Genomic DNA, 16661 nt, shown 5'->3' with positions numbered 1-16661 from the left:
CCCGATCATGCCACCATGCGGCGCCCGGCGGGCACGGCGCGCTGGCTCTCCAGCGCCGCACGCTCTCCCGCGCTCAGGGCGCCCTCATGGCCCGCTTCATGATATTCGGCATCCTCGTTGACGCCCCAAATATCGAACACCCGCTTGCCGGCAATGATGTTGCGCACAGTCAGCATGGCCGTCATCATTGCATGATCCTGATTGTTGTAGCGGTGCATGCCGTTCCGCCCGATCAGATGCAGTGTGGGATATTTGTTTTCCAGCTCGGCGCGAATGGCCGCGACATTCGCCGCATAAGCCTCATCATAGACGGGGTAGGCTTTCTCCTGACGCACCACGGCGCCGCCGACCACCTGATCCGCGCGGATGAGGCCCATCAGCACCATCTCCTCGGTCGCCAGCGCGATCAGTTCCTCATCGCTGGATGACCAGAGCCCGTCGCCCTCAAAGCAGAAATATTCGAGGCCCACGCAGGCGATGTCGGGATCGGGCACCATTTCGGGTGACCAGCTGCGGAAATTCTGCACCCGGCCCACCTTCACGCGCGGATCGTGGATGTAGATCCAATTGTCCGGAAACAGGTCTTCGGAGCGGATCATCAGCGCGACTGTCAGAAAATCGCGATAGTTGAGCGCCAGCGCGTGCCCGAGCGTCTTGGGCACCGGATGGATACGGCTGGCCAGCTCCCGCATCGGCGCGGAGCTGATCACATGGTCAGCACTGATCGCGACCGTATCGCCGGCCGCCCGCGTCGCGGTAACGCGCCACCGGCCTGTCACCTGATCGCGGTGAATCTGCTTGAGGGCGTGGCCCATCAGCACATGATTGCCACCTTCGACCACGCGGTCGCGCGCGGCATCCCACATCATCCCCGGCCCGAGGCGCGGGTAGCGGAAATTCTCGAGCAGGGTCTTGGCGCCCATACCGTTGTTTGGCTTTTTGTTGAGGCCAAGGCTGCGCTTGAGGCCATCCAGCACCGCCTTGCCCAGGCTCAAGCCCTTGATGCGCTGGGCCGCCCAGTCGGCGGACATGGTATCGCACGGTATCCCCCACACCTTCTCGGTGTAGGTCTTGAAGAAGATGGAATAGAGCTTGCGGCCGAACTGGTTGACCACCCAGTCCTCGAAGCTGCGCACCGGCTTGATCGGCGCGATCTTGGCCTTGGCGTAGCTCAGCATGCACAGGGTCGAGCGGATGATGCCGAGATTGCGCAGCGCCTCGAAGGCACGCAGCGGATAGCTGTAGAATCGGCCCTGATAATAGATGCGACTCATTCTTGGCCGCTCGATGAAATCATGGGGCAGGATCTCGTTCCACAGATCGACCACTTCCTGCGACTTCGAGAAGAAGCGGTGGCCGCCGATATCGAAGCGGAACCCCTCGTGCTCGACCGTGCGGCTGATGCCACCGACCTGCGCGGAATCCTTCTCGATCACCGTCACGCGCAGCCCGGCCTTGGTCAGCAGATAAGCGGCGGTCAGCCCGGCCGGGCCAGCACCAATGATGGCCACATCAACGGAATGGGCGGAATTCGACATTCAGGCAGGTCCCCCGGAACCGAACAGGTCGACTCCGGGAGTGAAGGATCTTGCCTAATATTCCATTAATCCACGCCGCTGCGTGCCTTAGCGCGCCGGTCGCTGCCGGTTGGCGACGAGATGATCCACGACGGCGGGGTCCGCTAGCGTGGAGGTGTCGCCAAGCTGATCCACCGCGTCCTCGGCGATCTTGCGAAGAATCCGGCGCATGATCTTGCCCGAGCGGGTCTTAGGTAGGGCAGGGGCGAACTGGATCGCATCGGGCGTGGCGATCGGGCCGATCTCGTGGCGCACCCATTGCACCAGCGCCTTGCGCAGGTCGTCATCGCCCTCAATGCCGACATTCAGCGTGACATAGGCGTAGATGCCCTGTCCCTTGATGTCATGCGGCATGCCTACCACGGCCGCCTCGGCCACCTTGGCATGCGCAACCAGTGCCGATTCGACCTCGGCCGTGCCCATGCGGTGGCCGGAGACGTTGATGACGTCATCGACCCGGCCGGTGATCCAGTAATAGCCATCCTCATCGCGCCGGCAGCCATCGCCGGTGAAATATTTGCCGGGATAGGTGCTGAAATAGGTTTGGAAGAAGCGCTCATGATCGCCCCACACGGTGCGCATCTGGCCCGGCCAGCTCTCGGCAATCACCAGATTGCCCTCGCACGGGCCTTCGAGGACCTTGCCTTCGGTATCGACGATCTGCGGCACCACGCCGAAGAACGGCTTGGTGGCACTGCCGGGCTTGAGATCGATCGCGCCGGGAAGGGGCGTGATCATGTGGCCGCCGGTTTCGGTCTGCCACCAGGTGTCCATGATCGGGCAGCGCCCGTCACCCACGACGCGGTGATACCAGTCCCACGCCTCGGGATTGATCGGCTCGCCGACCGAACCGAGAATGCGCAGGCTCTTGCGGCTGGTCTTCTCCACCCAGGTATCGCCCTCGCGCATCAGGGCGCGGATCGCGGTCGGCGCGGCATAGAAGGTGCTGACGTTGAACTGATCGACCACCTGCCAGAACCGGCTGAAATCGGGATAATGCGGCACGCCCTCGAACATCACCGTCGTCGCGCCGTTGGCGAGCGGGCCGTAGACGATATAGCTGTGGCCGGTGACCCAGCCGATATCGGCGGCGCACCAATAGATATCGCCGGGGCGGTAATCGAACACATAATGATGCGTCATCGCCGCCCAGAGCAGATAGCCTGCGCTGGTATGCAGCACGCCCTTAGGCTTGCCGGTGGAGCCTGAGGTGTAGAGGATGAACAGCGGATCCTCGGCACCGATTTCCTCGGCCGGGCAATCGTCCGAGACGCTGTCGCGCAGCACGTCATACCAATGATCGCGGCCGTCTGTCATCGCAACGGCATTGCCGGTCCGGCGCACCACAATCACGGATTCCACGCAGGTGCAGTCGTCCAGCGCTTCATCCACATTGGCCTTGAGCGGGATGGTCTTGCCCCCCCGCACGCCCTCGTCGGCCGTGATCACAACCGTGGAATCGCAATCGGTGATACGCCCGGCCAGACTGTCGGGTGAGAAGCCACCGAACACCACCGAGTGGATGGCGCCGATGCGGGCACAGGCGAGCATCGCCATCGCCGCTTCCGGGATCATCGGCATGTAGATGGTGACCCGGTCGCCCTTGCGGACGCCTTGCGCCTTCAGCACATTTGCAAAGCGGCAAACTTCCCCGTGCAATTCGCGATAGGTGATCGTGCGGCTCTCATCGGGATTGTCACCAGCCCAGAGGATCGCCGGGACATCGCCACGCTCCGTCAGATGCCGGTCGAGGCAATTGGCCGCGATGTTGAGCGTGCCGTCCGCAAACCATTTGGTACCAAAATCGGCTTCATGGAAGCTGGCGTCCTTGACCTGGGTGAAGTCCTTGATCCAGTCGAGCCGCGCCGCCTCCTTGCGCCAGAAGCTGTCCGGCTCTGCAATCGATTGCGTATAAAGGCGTGAATAATCATCACCGGTCACATAGGCGCGCTCGCGCCAATTCGCAGGCACAGGGTAGAGGGGCTGACTCACGCACTTCTCCAAAGACTGTTATGCGCCAACCTTAGCCGTTTTGCCGGCCATGCCAAGTCCATCGCGGGTGGCACGGAATGCCGGTCCAAGAAGCAGGCGCCCAGTCTCAGGCGTCGTTGCTCCACAGCAACTGGCCGTCCGGATCGGTGATCTGGGTCAGCCGGCGCGCTGCCCGCCGCGCAAGCCGCTGCACTTCGACCTTGCGCCGCGCGGGCGCCAGAGGCTCGCTGGGCGCGGGGCGAAGGATCTCGGCATCATATTGGTCGGCAACGATAAGTCCCGTGCGGCCCGGCCACAGCGCCTCGGACTCGAACAGGGTCAGATCAAAGCCTGCAGGCACGGCCCAGAAGTAGCGATCGCAATAATCGAAATAGTCCGGCCATTTGCCGTCTCCGAGCAGATCGGCGCGGCTGCATTTGATTTCCACGGCAATGATCTGGCCGCGGGCATCCACGGCCATGATGTCCAGCCGGCGACCATTGGGGAGCGGCACTTCGGAAATGCCGAAAATATCGTGGCGCGCAAAGAGACGCAGCACTCCGCGCGTGACGGCCAGCGCCGTTCCATCGGTCAATGCAGGATCGCAGGCGATCACAGGTTCAGGCGCAGGTTCAGGATGTGAGGCCATGGGGAGGGATTAGAACACAATAAGAACAACTGCAAGCCAAGCTCAAACGAGACGGGCCGGCCCAGCGCTCTGCTGACCCGGCCCGGCTTGTGATGATTGGTTGGTTCAGCGGTAGAAGATGTGACCGCCAATGCGCGTGAGGCGATCATGCTTCCAGTTCGGCGAGACGCGCGCGGAATGGAAGAACAGGGCGCCTTCCACCGGATTGTCCCAGCTTCCATCAAGAGCGATCTGGGCGATTGCGCGCGCCGTGCGCCACTGACCGGCATGGGTCGGCGTGGGCAACTGGCCCTGACGAACGAAACTGAACTGACCCGGCTGCGTAACGACGCCGCACAGGCTGGTGGGGAAACGCCCGGACCGCGCCCGCTCGAGCACGACATTGGCGACGGCGAGCTGGCCGGTCAGGCTCTCGCTGCGCGCTTCATAATAAATGGTGGTGGCGAGACATTTCGCGTCAGCGTCGGAAATCTCTTCGACATTGGCCTGCTGGACCAACTCGGCCAGCGAATCGACAGAGTCGGCAGAAGCGGCTTCGTTCGGAGCCGTCTCGGCATCGGGTTCAACCGTTGCGGGAGTCGTCAGGCTTGCAGCGACGACGGCGGGAACCTCGAGCATGGTCGAGAAACCTTGGCGGGCTGTCCCCTCAGGAGCAGCAGCCAGAGCGATTGTGGACGAGAGAAGTCCAACGGTCGCCACGATGGCGACCACGACACGATTGGGCATTCATTCTCAGTACTGTGCGGTGGGTCGGAGATCGGAATGCAGGTCGCATCTATCGTGCAACGCTCAGCGCTCCGGTCCGCCCCCCGTCTGCGTGTTTGCGATGACCTGTCCCCATGACGGCCACACGCAACCTGCGCGAGTTGGTGGGGCCTTTGGCCGCTCAGCCGGGAACTGTCAACTCGTGCACAGTATCTCGGCGGCGAGCCGTTCCGCGTCTGCGACATCCAGTTCCACGAACCAGATATCGGGGTCCACTCGGGTTCTTCTGTCTATATATTGTGATATTTCAGAGTCTTGGGTTAAATCCCGAGGCCCGCAGGGCGTGAAAGAAAGAGTCCCGTCAAGGGACGTAACACGCTCAAAAAGCCCGATTGTCCGGCCGCGATCCACTGCCTGCACGACGATGGTTCCACTCAACGGCTCCCCTTTGTGAAGCACGGTGCCATGCCCCCCCTGCGCTTGGACACGGCGCAACAGAACCCCGATGAGGATCTGACTCGTCAGGCGCGCGGTCACCGGTCTCCTGCTTCCGGGCGCACATAACCCGGCAGGCCAACCAGCGGGATGGTGGAGCGCATGAACGTGCCAGTACCGCGACCGACTTCCTCACCCTCGGCATCGACAAGGCGCGCCTCGGCGACAAAAACGCGCCGCTTGCCGCTCAACCATTTCCCTTCCGCCACGATCGGCCCAGCCTTGAGCGGGCGGGTGAACAGCAGGTTGAATGCGGTGGTGAGGAGGAAGCGATCCGTGACGAGGCTGTTGGCGGCATAAAAAGCCGCATCGTCCAGCATCTTGAAATACAGCGTGCCATGGGTGGCGCCGGCGGCATGGAAATAGTCCGGCGTCACGTCGATGACGATGCGCGCCTCGCCGGGGGCCGAGATATCCAGCCTTGAGGGGAATAATCCGTTGATCGGCGCCGAGGCATAGAGCCGCTCAAGCGCCCGGAAATGCGCGGCCTCGCCGGATGGCGGCGTGCCGTCAGGCTGCGTCACGCGACTCGCCGCCGGCGAGCAGGGCATAGAGCGCGGCGTCCGAGCCAACGCCACGAATGCGCGCAAGATGGCGCTCGTTACGCAGCAGGCGCGAGACGCGGGCCAGCGTCTTGAGATGCTCGGCGCCGCTATCCTGCGGGGAGAGCAGCATGAACACGACATCCACCGGCACATCATCGATCGCATCGAACGGGATCGGCTCGGCCAGCAGCACCACGGCGCCATGGACGCTCTCAAGGCCTTCCAGCTTGGCGTGGGGAATCGCGATTCCGCCACCAAAGCCCGTCGAGCCAAGGCGTTCCCGCTCGGTGATGCGCTCGACAACCTCGGCAGCATCGAGCCCATAGGCATCGGCCGCCAACTGACCCAGCTTCAGGAAAAGCTGTTTCTTGTTAGGAAGGGCCACCGCGGACGAAACAGCGTTCGCCGCGAGCAAGTCGCTGAAATTATCCATGTTCAACCCGTGTCCTGCGGCCGACCTGGGGATTTCTGCGCCGGGGTGAAGTCCACCCATCATGGCCGCCTGGAGAAAACTTGGCCGGCTGATAGGCGCAAAGGCCATTCGGGTCAACCGGTTGCCGGGGACGGGGTCAGGGGAGGGAGGGCTGCGCATCGCGCGCAGCCCTCGAGCGCGTTCAGGCGCGGGGCGGCTCCACCCAGCCGATGGTTCCGTCAGTGCGACGATAGACCATGTTGAAGGTGGCCGTGCTGCTGTTGAGGAACATGAGCGCATTGGTATTGCGCAGATCGAGCATCATCACCGCATCGGATACGCTGGCGCGCGGAATATCCACGCGCATCTCCGCGATCACCACCGGTGCATCGACGTCCACTTCCTCTTCCGCTTCGCTGGACTGGAAGACGACATAATTGGCATCGTCGATGCCGGGCGCATCGCGTTGGGCTTCGGCGGCGAGCGCCTGGCTGTGGCGATCTTTCAGCCGCCGCATGTAGCGGCGCAGCTGCTTTTCGATGCGTTCCGCGGCCTGATCGAAGCAGACATGGGCATCATGGGCCTCGCCCGCGCCCTTGAGGATCAGCCCTGCCATCACATGGCAGACGATGTCGCAGCGAAAGGCGCCATGAGGCGCGTTGCTGAACGTCACGCTGGAGGAGATGGTGCGCGAGAAATACTTGTCGGCGATCGCCTGCATCCGCTCGGCAACATGCGCCTGAAGCGCCTCGCCGGTGTCGACCTGATGACCCGATACGCGGATTTCCATCTGATTTCTCCTTCTTGTTGGACCTGATGGTCTATGAACGTGGCGCGCCGCCTAGTGAGGATAATCCTCAGGCCGGGCGATCGAGCCACAAAGGGTGATCGATCTTTTCCAGAAACGCGGCATGACGCGCCAGTTCCTGCGCGCTCGGCGAAAACAGACGGGCCGGGCGGAACGGGCGGGCAGCCGGAATGGCCATGGATTGTGTGGTCGTCACGGTGACGGTGATCTGTTCTTCCGCCATCAAGGTGAGGCCGATCTGACGCCCGCCGGTCAGTTCGATATAGAGCTGCGCGAGCAATTCCGCGTCCAGCAACGCGCCATGCTTGATGCGGTGGCTGCGGTCGATCCCGTAGCGACTGCACAGGGCATCAAGACTGTGCTTGGCACCGGGGTGAAGGGTCCGCGCAATCGTCAGGCTGTCGATCATCCGCCCCATGTCGACGGTGGGATGGCCGCACCGCTCCAGCTCGGCGTTGAGAAAGCCGAAATCGAACCGCGCATTGTGCGCGACCAGCATGGAATCGCCGAGAAACTCGAGCAACTCTGCGGCCTTGCTGCCGAACAAAGGCTTGTCGGAGAGAAAGCGCGCGGACAGCCCGTGAACCGCCTCGGCCGAGGCGGGCATATCGCGCTGGGGATTGAAATAGGCGTGGTAGGTTTCGCCGGTCGGGATGCGATTGATCAGCTCGACACAGCCGATTTCGACAAGACGGTCACCGCTGAGCGGATCAAAGCCGGTGGTTTCAGTATCGAAGACGATTTCACGCATCGTGGCATTTCACTCGTTGGGGAGGCATTATCGGACCAGCGCCGTGCGAAGGCAAGCAACGAGACGAAAAATCCGCGCTCTCATCCGCCATTTTGGCTGTGCTGTATCCAGCACCAGGTCGGCATGGCGTCGCTTGAGGTGATCGGGAAGCTGACTGGCCTTGATGGCTTCAAACCGCTTTGCGGTCATGCCGGGCCGGCGAAGCACGCGCCGCCGCTGGAGAGACGGCGCAGCGGAAACGACGACGACCAAGTCCATGTGCCGCTCGCCCCGCGTTTCGAACAGCAGCGGGATATCGAGAACGACCATCGGCCGGCTGCGGTGACGACGCAGAAACGCTGCGCGCGACCCGGCAACGGCGGGATGCACGATCCGCTCCAACGCCCGCATTTCCTCTGGCTGGCCGATCACCCGGGCACCAAGCATCCGGCGATCGACGCCGGCAGCGCTGGTGGTGCCGGGAAAGCGCGCTTCAATCGCGCCGAGCAAGGCGCCGCCGGGCCCCTGCAAATGATGGACTGCGGCATCGGCATCGAACACCGGCACGCCCGCTGCGCGAAACATGGCGGCTGCGGTCGATTTGCCCATGCCGATCGATCCGGTCAGTCCGATGCGGAATGGACGATGTCTCACGCGCAGACCCGACAAGCGGCGGTCAGGCAGGCACGAGCAGGCGTTCGCGCAACTGCGCATCCAGCTCGCGCGGCGGCTGGGCATCGAAGAAGATGTCAAAGGCGAGCGCGGCCTGGCCGATCAGCATCTCCAGCCCGTCAATGCACATGAGGTCGCGCTTGCGCGCCGCCGCCAGCAGCGGTGTTTCCAACGGGGCATAGACGATGTCGTAGACCATAGCCTTGTCCGGCAACGGTGACAGATCGGGCGTCCATGCCGGCTGCCCGACCATGCCGAGCGAGGTGGAATTGGCCAGCAGATCAGCTGCCGGCAGTGCCGCATCGAAGCCCTGCACCCGGCCGGCCAGACCCAGCCGGTCCAGCAAAGCCTGCCCCTTGGCGGCATCACGCGCGACGATCGTCAGGTCGGTCACACCCACGGATCTCAAGGCGAACCCGATTGCCTGCGCCGCACCGCCGGTGCCGGCGAGAATCGCGCTGGTGCCGCTCCAGCCCCGTGCCAGCAGCGGTTGGAGAAAGCCGCCGGCGTCGGTGTTGGTGCCGATCAGCGGCCCGCCGGTTTCGCAGGCCACCGTGTTGATGGCGCCGATGCGATCACGCACCCCGCCGGGATCATCGACATAATCCAGCGCCGCGATCTTGTGCGGAATGGTGATATTGCAGCCCAGCCAGTCCGGATCGGCCCGGCGCCTGAGGAAATAGCCGGCCAGGTCCTCCGGCGCGACGCGGGTCTTGCGATACTCCGCATCGATACCGAGCTCTTCCAGCCAGAAATTGTGGATGACCGGCGACTTGCTGTGCGCGATGGGGTCGCCGATCACTTCGGCATATGGTTTTCCCTGACTCATGCCGGCAAGATAGAGCGCACGCGCAAATAGTCGAGCAAAGGAAGCAGGGGCAGGCCCTGCACGGCAAAGAGGCTGCCGGAAACGCGCGAAAACAGCTGGGCGCCCGGTCCCTCGATCCGGTAGCAGCCAACGCACCAGCGGCACTGCTCCCAGTCGAGATCCAGATAATGGTCGATGAAGGCCGTGCTGAGCGGACGCATCTGGAGCGTGACGCTCTCGATCTGGCGCCATTGCGCCTGCCCGGCCTGCGCGATCACGGCCGCGCTATGGAGCTTGTGCGCCCGGCCACTCATTCGCGCGAGCAGATCGGCCGCGGCTTCCCGTGTCTCCACCTTGTCGATCAGGCTGCCGTCATCCAGCTCCAGCGTCTGGTCGCAGCCCAGCACGAACGCGTCCGGGTGCCGCATCGACGGGCGACGGCATTTCCATTCCGCCAGCGCGTCGGCCAGATCGCGGGCGTTCAGGCCCTCGGCGACCAGACTGGCCTTGATCGCATCCTCGTCGACACCGGCTGGAACCGTCTCAAAGGGCACGGCAGCGTCGGCGAGCAAGCGCCGGCGGCTTTCGCTCTGCGAGGCGAGCAGAAGAGGCGGTGTGCTCATACCGGCCCAAGCCCCGGCAAGCCGCTGCTGCTTTTCAGTCGTTCCTGATACAGGTTGACGATGGCTGCGGCGGTTTCTTCGATGGAACGGCGCGTGACATCGATGACCGGCCAACCCTGATCGGCAAACATGCGGCGGGCGTGCGCCACCTCGCCATTCACGCGTTCGAGATCCACATAGGCGGTTTCCGGCGCCTGATTGAGCGAGAGCAGCCGATTGCGCCGCACCTGCACCAACCGCTCGGCGCCGGCGGTCAGGCCGACGACCATCGGATGCCGCAATTTGAACAGGCTTGGGGGAGGCGGGGATTCCAGCACCAGCGGGATATTGGCCGTCTTGTAGCCGCGATTGGCGAGATAAATGCTGGTCGGCGTCTTCGACGTGCGGGAGACGCCGGCAAGGACGATATCCGCCTCTTCCCAATTCTCCCAGCCGACCCCATCATCATGGGCGATGGTGAACTGGATGGCGTCAATTCGCGCGAAATAGGCTTCGTCCAGCACATGCTTGCGACCGGGACGATTGCGCATTTCTTGGCCCAGCAGATTGGACATGGCATCGGTCACCGGATCGAGCGGCGCGACATAGGGAATGCCGATGGCCCGGCAGCCATTTTCCAGTCGGCGACGCAAGGTGGGGTTGGCCAGGGTGAACAGCACCATGCCCGGATTGCGCGCCACTTCTTCCAAGATGCGCTCAAGATGCTGCTCGGAGCGCACCATCGGCCAGAAATGGCGGATCGTCTCGACATTCTCGAACTGGGCGAGTGCCGCCTTGCCGATATGCTCGAGCGTTTCGCCGGTGGAATCCGAAAGCAGATGCAGGTTCAGGCGGTCCATATCCACCGTTCATGTGGAACATTGCGGGATAACACAAGGGACAGAACTGTGGATAACCGCCCCTCCTCATTTCATGCGCACTCACCCTGTCGGAACCCGATCATCTATCCACAGGCCCACCGGCTTGCCCACAGGCTGTGAATCATGGGGATGAGCCTGGTGACTCGTCGCACCTTCATGGATCCCTTCAGGTCAAGCTGTTGGCAAAAGGGTGATGAGCGAATAATGCCCGTTGTCCACTCCCCAACAGAATCCAACAACCTTCTCTTTTATATAAATAGGATATTGGTCTGTGCATGACTCGTCCGTGATCGATACCGGTGTGACGGCACCGCTGCTGAGCGTCCTGCGCGGCGCTGTTCCGGCGCGTCCGCCCCTGTGGCTGATGCGTCAGGCCGGGCGATATCTGCCGGAATATCGGGCTTTGCGCGCCGAGAAGGGCGGTTTCCTCGATCTTTGCTATGATAGTGAGTCCGCGGCAGAGGTCACCTTGCAGCCCATTCGCCGCTTCGGGTTCGATGGCGCGATCCTGTTTTCCGATATTCTGGTGGTCCCCCATGCTCTGGGTCAGGATCTCTGGTTTGAGGCCGGCGAAGGACCGCGCCTTGCCCCGCCGCTGGTCGAGGGCGAGCTGACAAGCCTCGTGCCAGCGCCACAGCGGCTGGCGCCGGTGATCGACACGGTCCGGCGCGTGAGGGCCGCGCTGGCCCCGCAAACGACGTTTCTGGGCTTTGCCGGCAGTCCCTGGACGGTGGCGACCTATATGGTCGCCGGGCAGGGCAGCAAGGATCACGCGGCCGCCCGTCGCATGGCCTATCAGCAGCCGGCGAAGTTCGGCGCGATCATCGATGCCATTATCGAAACGACGGTCGATTATCTCTCGGCCCAGATCGCGGCCGGCGTGGATGCCGTGCAGCTTTTCGATAGCTGGGCCGGTTCGCTTAGCCCGGCACAGTTCCGCCAATGGGTGATCGCGCCCAACGCGCGCATCGTCAAAGCCTTGAAGCTGCGCCATCCCGATACGCCGATCATCGGCTTTCCAAAGGGGGCAGGGGCCAAACTCGTCGCCTATGCCCAGGAAACCGGCGTCGATGCGCTGGGTCTCGATGAGACGCTCGATCCGGCCTGGGCGGCGCGTGAATTGCCCGCCCATCTGCCGCTGCAAGGCAATCTCGATCCGCTGGCGCTGATCGCGGGCGGGGAGACGCTGGATCGGGCGGTGGACGCCATTCTCGAGGCTCTGTACGGCCGGCCGCACATCTTCAACCTGGGTCATGGCATCTTGCCAGACACGCCGATTGCCCATGTCGAGCAACTGGTGGCGCGCGTTCGCGGGTGATCGGCGGCTCTTGGAAAACGCAAGCCAGCGCCTCGCACCCCGTTTCAATTCCTGGTCGGCTGGCCTAGAAGGCTTGGCGATCGCGCGCGGTTGTTGAAGCACGACGAAGAGGTTCAGTCTCCATGTCCATCCTGCCCGGCATCGGCTTTCTCGGCGCTGCTTATCCGTGGGTTCTTGCCGCACATGTGATCTTCGTCATCTTCCTGATGGCCAGCCTGTTCATGATTCCGCGCTACTTCATCTACCATCATCAGACCGAGCCCGGCTCGGCCGAGGATCAGGCGTGGATCGAGCGTGAGACGCGGATGAAGCGCATCATCATGAACCCCTCGATCGTGCTGGTCTGGGTGCTGGGCCTGCTGCTGGCCTTTCAGACCGGGGCCTGGAGCGAGGGCTGGTTCCACGCCAAGCTGCTGCTGGTGATCATCCTGTCGGGCTTTCACGGCTGGATCGTGGGCTATTCCAAGAAGCTCGCGCGCGGCCTGCGCCCCTGGCCGGAAAAGCGCCTGCGCATGATCAACGAGGTGCCGGCGCTGCTCGTGACCCTGATCGTCATTCTGGTGATCGCCCGTCCGTTCTGAGCCGTGCGTTTCTGAGCGGTAGGGCGCCATCGCTCTGCGCTTGACTTGGAATCGGCCAGTGCGTAATTCGGGGCGTTCCCTTTACAGGCGCTGACCTATGCGCCTGATTGCCCTCTCCAGGCATTCCGGCACAGTCACATTCCCTTTATTTTCACTCCCGCCGTCGGACCCAATCCATGCATCTTAAAGATTTGAAGCGCAAAGCCCCGGCCGAGCTGGTCGCCATGGCCGAGGAACTCGGCGTCGAGGGCGCGTCGACGCTGCGCAAGCAGGACCTTATGTTCGCCATCCTCAAGGAGCAGGCGGAAAATGGCGAGCAGATCATGGGTCTGGGTACGATCGAGGTGCTGGCCGATGGCTTCGGCTTCCTGCGCAGCCCTGAGGCGAACTATCTGGCCGGCCCGGACGACATCTACGTCTCGCCCAATCAGGTCCGCAAATTCGGTCTGCGCACCGGTGACACGGTGGAAGGCGAGATCCGCGCACCCAAGGATGGCGAGCGCTATTTCGCGCTGACCAAGCTCGTCTCGGTCAATTTCGACGATCCCGATGTGGTCCGTCACCGCGTCAATTTCGACAATCTGACGCCGCTTTATCCCGACGAGAAGCTGCGGCTCGACACGCTCGATCCCACGATCAAGGACAAGTCGGCCCGTGTCATCGACATTATCGCGCCGCAGGGCAAGGGCCAGCGCGCGCTCATCGTGGCGCCGCCGCGGACCGGCAAGACCGTGCTGCTGCAGAACATCGCCAAGGCGATCACCGACAATCATCCCGAGGTCTTCCTGCTGGTGCTGCTCATCGACGAGCGACCGGAGGAAGTCACGGACATGCAGCGCAGCGTGAAGGGCGAGGTGGTTTCCTCCACTTTCGACGAGCCCGCGACGCGCCACGTCCAGGTCGCCGAAATGGTGATCGAAAAGGCCAAGCGCCTTGTCGAGCACAAGAAGGATGTCGTCATCCTGCTTGATTCCATCACGCGATTGGGCCGCGCCTACAACACCGTCGTGCCCAGCTCCGGCAAGGTGCTGACCGGCGGTGTCGATGCCAACGCCCTGCAGCGCCCGAAGCGCTTTTTCGGCGCGGCGCGGAACATCGAGGAGGGTGGCTCGTTGTCGATCATCGCCACGGCGCTCATCGATACGGGGAGCCGCATGGACGAAGTGATCTTCGAGGAGTTCAAGGGCACCGGTAACTCGGAAATCGTCCTGGATCGCAAGGTCTCGGACAAGCGCATCTTCCCGGCGCTGGATGTCGGCAAATCCGGCACCCGTAAGGAAGAGCTGCTGGTCGAGAAGGACAAGCTCTCCAAGATGTGGGTGCTGCGTCGTATTCTCATGCAGATGGGCACGATCGACGCGATGGAATTCCTGCTCGACAAGATGAAGGATTCCAAGACCAACGAAGATTTCTTCGCCACGATGAACCAGTAACGCATTTCAACAGAGGTTACGCGCTGCCATGGCTGAAATCTGGTCTCATATCGTCTCGGACGTCTCCACGCTGTTCTCGGGCGATATCAGCGCCTGGTCCGCGTTCGTCAAAGTTCTGTTGATCGACGTCGTCCTGGCCGGGGACAACGCCATTGTCATCGGCGCGCTCGCGGCGGGATTGCCGGCGCACCAGCGCCGGATGGTCATCTTCATCGGCATCATTGCCGCGCTGGTGCTGCGCATCGCTTTTGCGCTCGTGGTCACGCAGCTCATGCAGATCATCGGGCTGATTTTTGCCGGCGGCATCCTGCTCCTGTGGGTCTCCTGGAAAATGTACCGCGAGATCGTGCAGGGGGCAGGGCACAATGCCGGCTCGCCTGAGGTGGAGGGTGACGAGCATTCCGGGCTTCGTCCCGCGAAGAGCTTCATCGGCGCGGCCTGGGCTGTGGCGGTGGCAGACGTCTCCATGAGCCTCGACAATGTGCTGGCGGTGGCCGGTGCAGCCCGCGAGCATCCCGGCATTCTGATGATCGGCCTGGTCTTTGCGGTCGCTCTGATGGGCATCGCTGCGAATATCATCGCCAAATATATCGAGCGCTATCGCTGGATTGCCTGGATCGGCTTGCTGGTCATTCTCTACGTGGCCGCGACCATGATCTACACCGGCATTACTGACAAGGATATCGGGCTGCTCCAGCTCTTCACCTGAGCCGAGAGGCAAATCACTAAGCAGGAACCGGCAGCGCTCAGGAAAGGAGCGCTGCCGGTTTCCTTGTTTCTGGCTGACCGTTGCCGGGAGATATCGCCGGCCGAGGGCAATTTGCTAGCGAAATGAGCTCCGATGCGGCATGTCAGACCCACCCTATCTCGCGCGGAGCCCTGCCATCATGAAGTTCAAGGTCGATGTTGAGTGCACCCCGGAAGAGGCACGGTCGTTTCTCGGTCTGCCTGATCTGAAGCCGATCCATGATCTTTATATTCAGGCGGTGCTCGATACGATGAGCGGCCAGACCAATCTTGAGCAGATGGAGCGGATGTTCCGCAGCATGTCGCCGCTGGGTGATGCAGGCATGAAGCTGTTTTCCAGCCTCATGGATATTGGCATGGGCGCGGCGGGCGGGGGCTCTCCTGCAAAATCCAAGAATGACGGCTGAGTTTTCCACGTGGTTTGACGATCGATGACGGATCGGGATACGATTTTTGCGCTCTCCAGCGGGCAACTGCCCGCCGCCATTGCGATCCTCCGGGTATCTGGACCTCTCGCGCTTGAGGCTGCTCGCGTCATAACAGGTCGGGATGCCCCAGCGGCTCGGCAAGCGGCGTTGCGGCGGTTTTTCGATCCGGCGAATGGCGACTTGATCGATGAGGGTTTGCTGATTTGCTTTCCCGGGCCAAATACAGAGACCGGCGAAGACATGGCCGAATTCCAATGCCATGGCTCCCATGCGGTGGTGCGGGCGTTGGAAGCCGCTCTGGTCGCCATGCCGGGCTTTCGGCGGGCAGAGGCGGGCGAGTTTACCCGGCGCGCCTTTCTGAGCGGCAAGATGGATCTCGCCGGGATCGAAGGCTTAGGCGATTTGATCGCGGCAGAGACGGCGCTGCAACGTCGCGCTGCCATGGCGATGATGGGCGGAGCGTTCTCCCGCAAGATCGAATCATGGACGACAGACCTTCGACTGCTCGCGGCACAGATCGAGGCTCAGCTCGATTTTTCCGATGAAGGGGACGTCTCGGGCGCGGACCTCGCGCGCATCACAAAAACAGCGATTGAGATCAGCGCAGAGATGCGTAAGGAACTGCAGCGTCCCCCGGCGGACCGATTACGCGATGGCATTCGCGTCGCCATCGGCGGTCCGCCCAATGCGGGCAAGTCGTCCCTGTTCAACCAGCTGGTGGGACGCGATGCTGCGATTGTCTCTCCGCATGCGGGAACGACCCGAGATGTGATCGAGGCGTCAGTCGCCCTCAATGGCATTGCATTCGTGTTATCTGACTCGGCGGGACTGCGCGAAGCCGGTGACGAGATCGAGCAGATCGGCATCGGACGCGCGGAAGCTCTTTTGGCCGAGGCTGACATCGTGCTGTGGCTAGGGCGGCCTGAAGACGCGCCCTCAGGTCAGGGGGCGTTGGTGCAGGTCACCGCGAAAGCCGATCTCGCTCTCGCGGATCGCGAGGCGTCGCGCCTGCACGTGTCGAGTGTAACGGGTGAGGGGATTGATTCTCTCATTGAGGAACTGTGCGCGCTGGCCGGCAGCATGTTGCCGGCTCCCGGCGACTATGCACTGTCACAGCGCCAACGATCTGTCATACAACGAGCGGGTGATTCTTTGGATGCCTGCACTGGTGAGTCAGACGAAATCCTGGTTGCAGAAAATCTTCGTCAGGCGCTGGCCGCTTTGGATGAATTGACCGGACGTACCACGACTGAGCTGGTCTTGGACGAGGTGTTTCGCGGCTTCTGCATCGGCAAATAG

General features: G+C 62.6%; 19 protein-coding genes. 6 read left to right on the top strand and 13 right to left on the bottom strand.

Features of this window, described 5'->3' with window-relative positions:
* Positions 1–5: 5 nt before the first annotated feature.
* The 13 genes from M2341_RS00970 to M2341_RS00910 all read right to left on the bottom strand — a co-directional run bounded on the left by M2341_RS00970 (position 6) and on the right by M2341_RS00910 (position 10834).
* Positions 6–1538 carry an NAD(P)/FAD-dependent oxidoreductase gene (locus M2341_RS00970; protein ID WP_264583890.1) on the bottom strand — a complete coding sequence of 511 codons (1533 nt, stop codon included), beginning with the start codon at positions 1536–1538 and terminating at the stop codon, positions 6–8.
* An 87-nt stretch (positions 1539–1625) separates the two neighbouring features.
* Positions 1626–3569: an acetate--CoA ligase gene (acs, locus tag M2341_RS00965; RefSeq protein ID WP_264583889.1), complete on the bottom strand. Its 1944-nt coding sequence runs from the start codon at positions 3567–3569 to the stop codon at positions 1626–1628.
* Between the two features lie 106 nt (positions 3570–3675).
* The gene (locus tag M2341_RS00960; protein WP_181561064.1) at positions 3676–4197 is read right to left on the bottom strand and encodes an MmcB family DNA repair protein; all 522 of its coding nucleotides are present in this window, start codon (positions 4195–4197) and stop codon (positions 3676–3678) included.
* A gap of 105 nt (positions 4198–4302) precedes the next feature.
* Positions 4303–4923 carry a cell wall hydrolase gene (locus tag M2341_RS00955; protein WP_181561065.1) on the bottom strand — a complete coding sequence of 207 codons (621 nt, stop codon included), beginning with the start codon at positions 4921–4923 and terminating at the stop codon, positions 4303–4305.
* 174 nt (positions 4924–5097) lie between these two features.
* Positions 5098–5439 (bottom strand): DUF1491 family protein, encoded by a 342-nt coding sequence (locus M2341_RS00950; RefSeq protein WP_264583888.1) that lies wholly within the window; start codon positions 5437–5439, stop codon positions 5098–5100.
* Positions 5436–5948 carry a PaaI family thioesterase gene (locus M2341_RS00945; RefSeq protein WP_264574011.1) on the bottom strand — a complete coding sequence of 171 codons (513 nt, stop codon included), beginning with the start codon at positions 5946–5948 and terminating at the stop codon, positions 5436–5438. The genes M2341_RS00950 and M2341_RS00945 overlap by 4 nt, the downstream gene beginning before the upstream one ends.
* On the bottom strand, positions 5908–6375 hold the full coding sequence (locus tag M2341_RS00940) for a PTS sugar transporter subunit IIA (RefSeq protein ID WP_181561068.1): 468 nt from the start codon (positions 6373–6375) through the stop codon (positions 5908–5910). The genes M2341_RS00945 and M2341_RS00940 overlap by 41 nt, the downstream gene beginning before the upstream one ends.
* Positions 6376–6556: 181 nt before the next feature.
* The gene (gene hpf, locus M2341_RS00935; protein ID WP_181561069.1) at positions 6557–7144 is read right to left on the bottom strand and encodes a ribosome hibernation-promoting factor, HPF/YfiA family; all 588 of its coding nucleotides are present in this window, start codon (positions 7142–7144) and stop codon (positions 6557–6559) included.
* Between the two features lie 67 nt (positions 7145–7211).
* Positions 7212–7913 (bottom strand): DNA polymerase III subunit epsilon, encoded by a 702-nt coding sequence (dnaQ, locus tag M2341_RS00930; protein ID WP_264571633.1) that lies wholly within the window; start codon positions 7911–7913, stop codon positions 7212–7214.
* Between the two features lie 27 nt (positions 7914–7940).
* Complete coding sequence (gene coaE / locus M2341_RS00925) at positions 7941–8546, bottom strand: dephospho-CoA kinase (protein WP_264583887.1); 606 nt, start codon at positions 8544–8546, stop codon at positions 7941–7943.
* A 22-nt stretch (positions 8547–8568) separates the two neighbouring features.
* Positions 8569–9393, bottom strand: a complete 825-nt coding sequence (locus M2341_RS00920) for a shikimate dehydrogenase family protein (RefSeq protein ID WP_264583886.1) — start codon at positions 9391–9393, stop codon at positions 8569–8571.
* Positions 9390–9995 (bottom strand): Maf family protein, encoded by a 606-nt coding sequence (locus tag M2341_RS00915; RefSeq protein ID WP_264583885.1) that lies wholly within the window; start codon positions 9993–9995, stop codon positions 9390–9392. The genes M2341_RS00920 and M2341_RS00915 overlap by 4 nt, the downstream gene beginning before the upstream one ends.
* On the bottom strand, positions 9992–10834 hold the full coding sequence (locus M2341_RS00910; RefSeq protein WP_181561073.1) for a pyruvate, water dikinase regulatory protein: 843 nt from the start codon (positions 10832–10834) through the stop codon (positions 9992–9994). The genes M2341_RS00915 and M2341_RS00910 overlap by 4 nt, the downstream gene beginning before the upstream one ends.
* 292 nt (positions 10835–11126) lie before the next feature.
* Between M2341_RS00910 and hemE the strand changes: the two genes are divergently transcribed.
* The 6 genes from hemE to mnmE all read left to right on the top strand — a co-directional run bounded on the left by hemE (position 11127) and on the right by mnmE (position 16661).
* The gene (gene hemE / locus M2341_RS00905; RefSeq protein ID WP_413715177.1) at positions 11127–12173 is read left to right on the top strand and encodes a uroporphyrinogen decarboxylase; all 1047 of its coding nucleotides are present in this window, start codon (positions 11127–11129) and stop codon (positions 12171–12173) included.
* A gap of 140 nt (positions 12174–12313) precedes the next feature.
* The gene (locus M2341_RS00900) at positions 12314–12754 is read left to right on the top strand and encodes a CopD family protein (protein ID WP_264585956.1); all 441 of its coding nucleotides are present in this window, start codon (positions 12314–12316) and stop codon (positions 12752–12754) included.
* 176 nt (positions 12755–12930) lie between these two features.
* Complete coding sequence (rho, locus tag M2341_RS00895; protein ID WP_181561074.1) at positions 12931–14187, top strand: transcription termination factor Rho; 1257 nt, start codon at positions 12931–12933, stop codon at positions 14185–14187.
* A gap of 28 nt (positions 14188–14215) precedes the next feature.
* Positions 14216–14896 (top strand): YjbE family putative metal transport protein, encoded by a 681-nt coding sequence (locus M2341_RS00890; RefSeq protein ID WP_264583884.1) that lies wholly within the window; start codon positions 14216–14218, stop codon positions 14894–14896.
* Positions 14897–15074: 178 nt separating this feature from the next.
* Positions 15075–15341 carry a DUF6489 family protein gene (locus M2341_RS00885; RefSeq protein WP_264583883.1) on the top strand — a complete coding sequence of 89 codons (267 nt, stop codon included), beginning with the start codon at positions 15075–15077 and terminating at the stop codon, positions 15339–15341.
* Between the two features lie 24 nt (positions 15342–15365).
* On the top strand, positions 15366–16661 hold the full coding sequence (gene mnmE / locus M2341_RS00880; RefSeq protein ID WP_264583882.1) for a tRNA uridine-5-carboxymethylaminomethyl(34) synthesis GTPase MnmE: 1296 nt from the start codon (positions 15366–15368) through the stop codon (positions 16659–16661).

The organism is Sphingobium sp. B7D2B (assembly GCF_025961895.1).
Lineage (GTDB): Bacteria > Pseudomonadota > Alphaproteobacteria > Sphingomonadales > Sphingomonadaceae > Sphingobium.
This window is presented reverse-complemented; position numbering and strand designations above follow the sequence as displayed.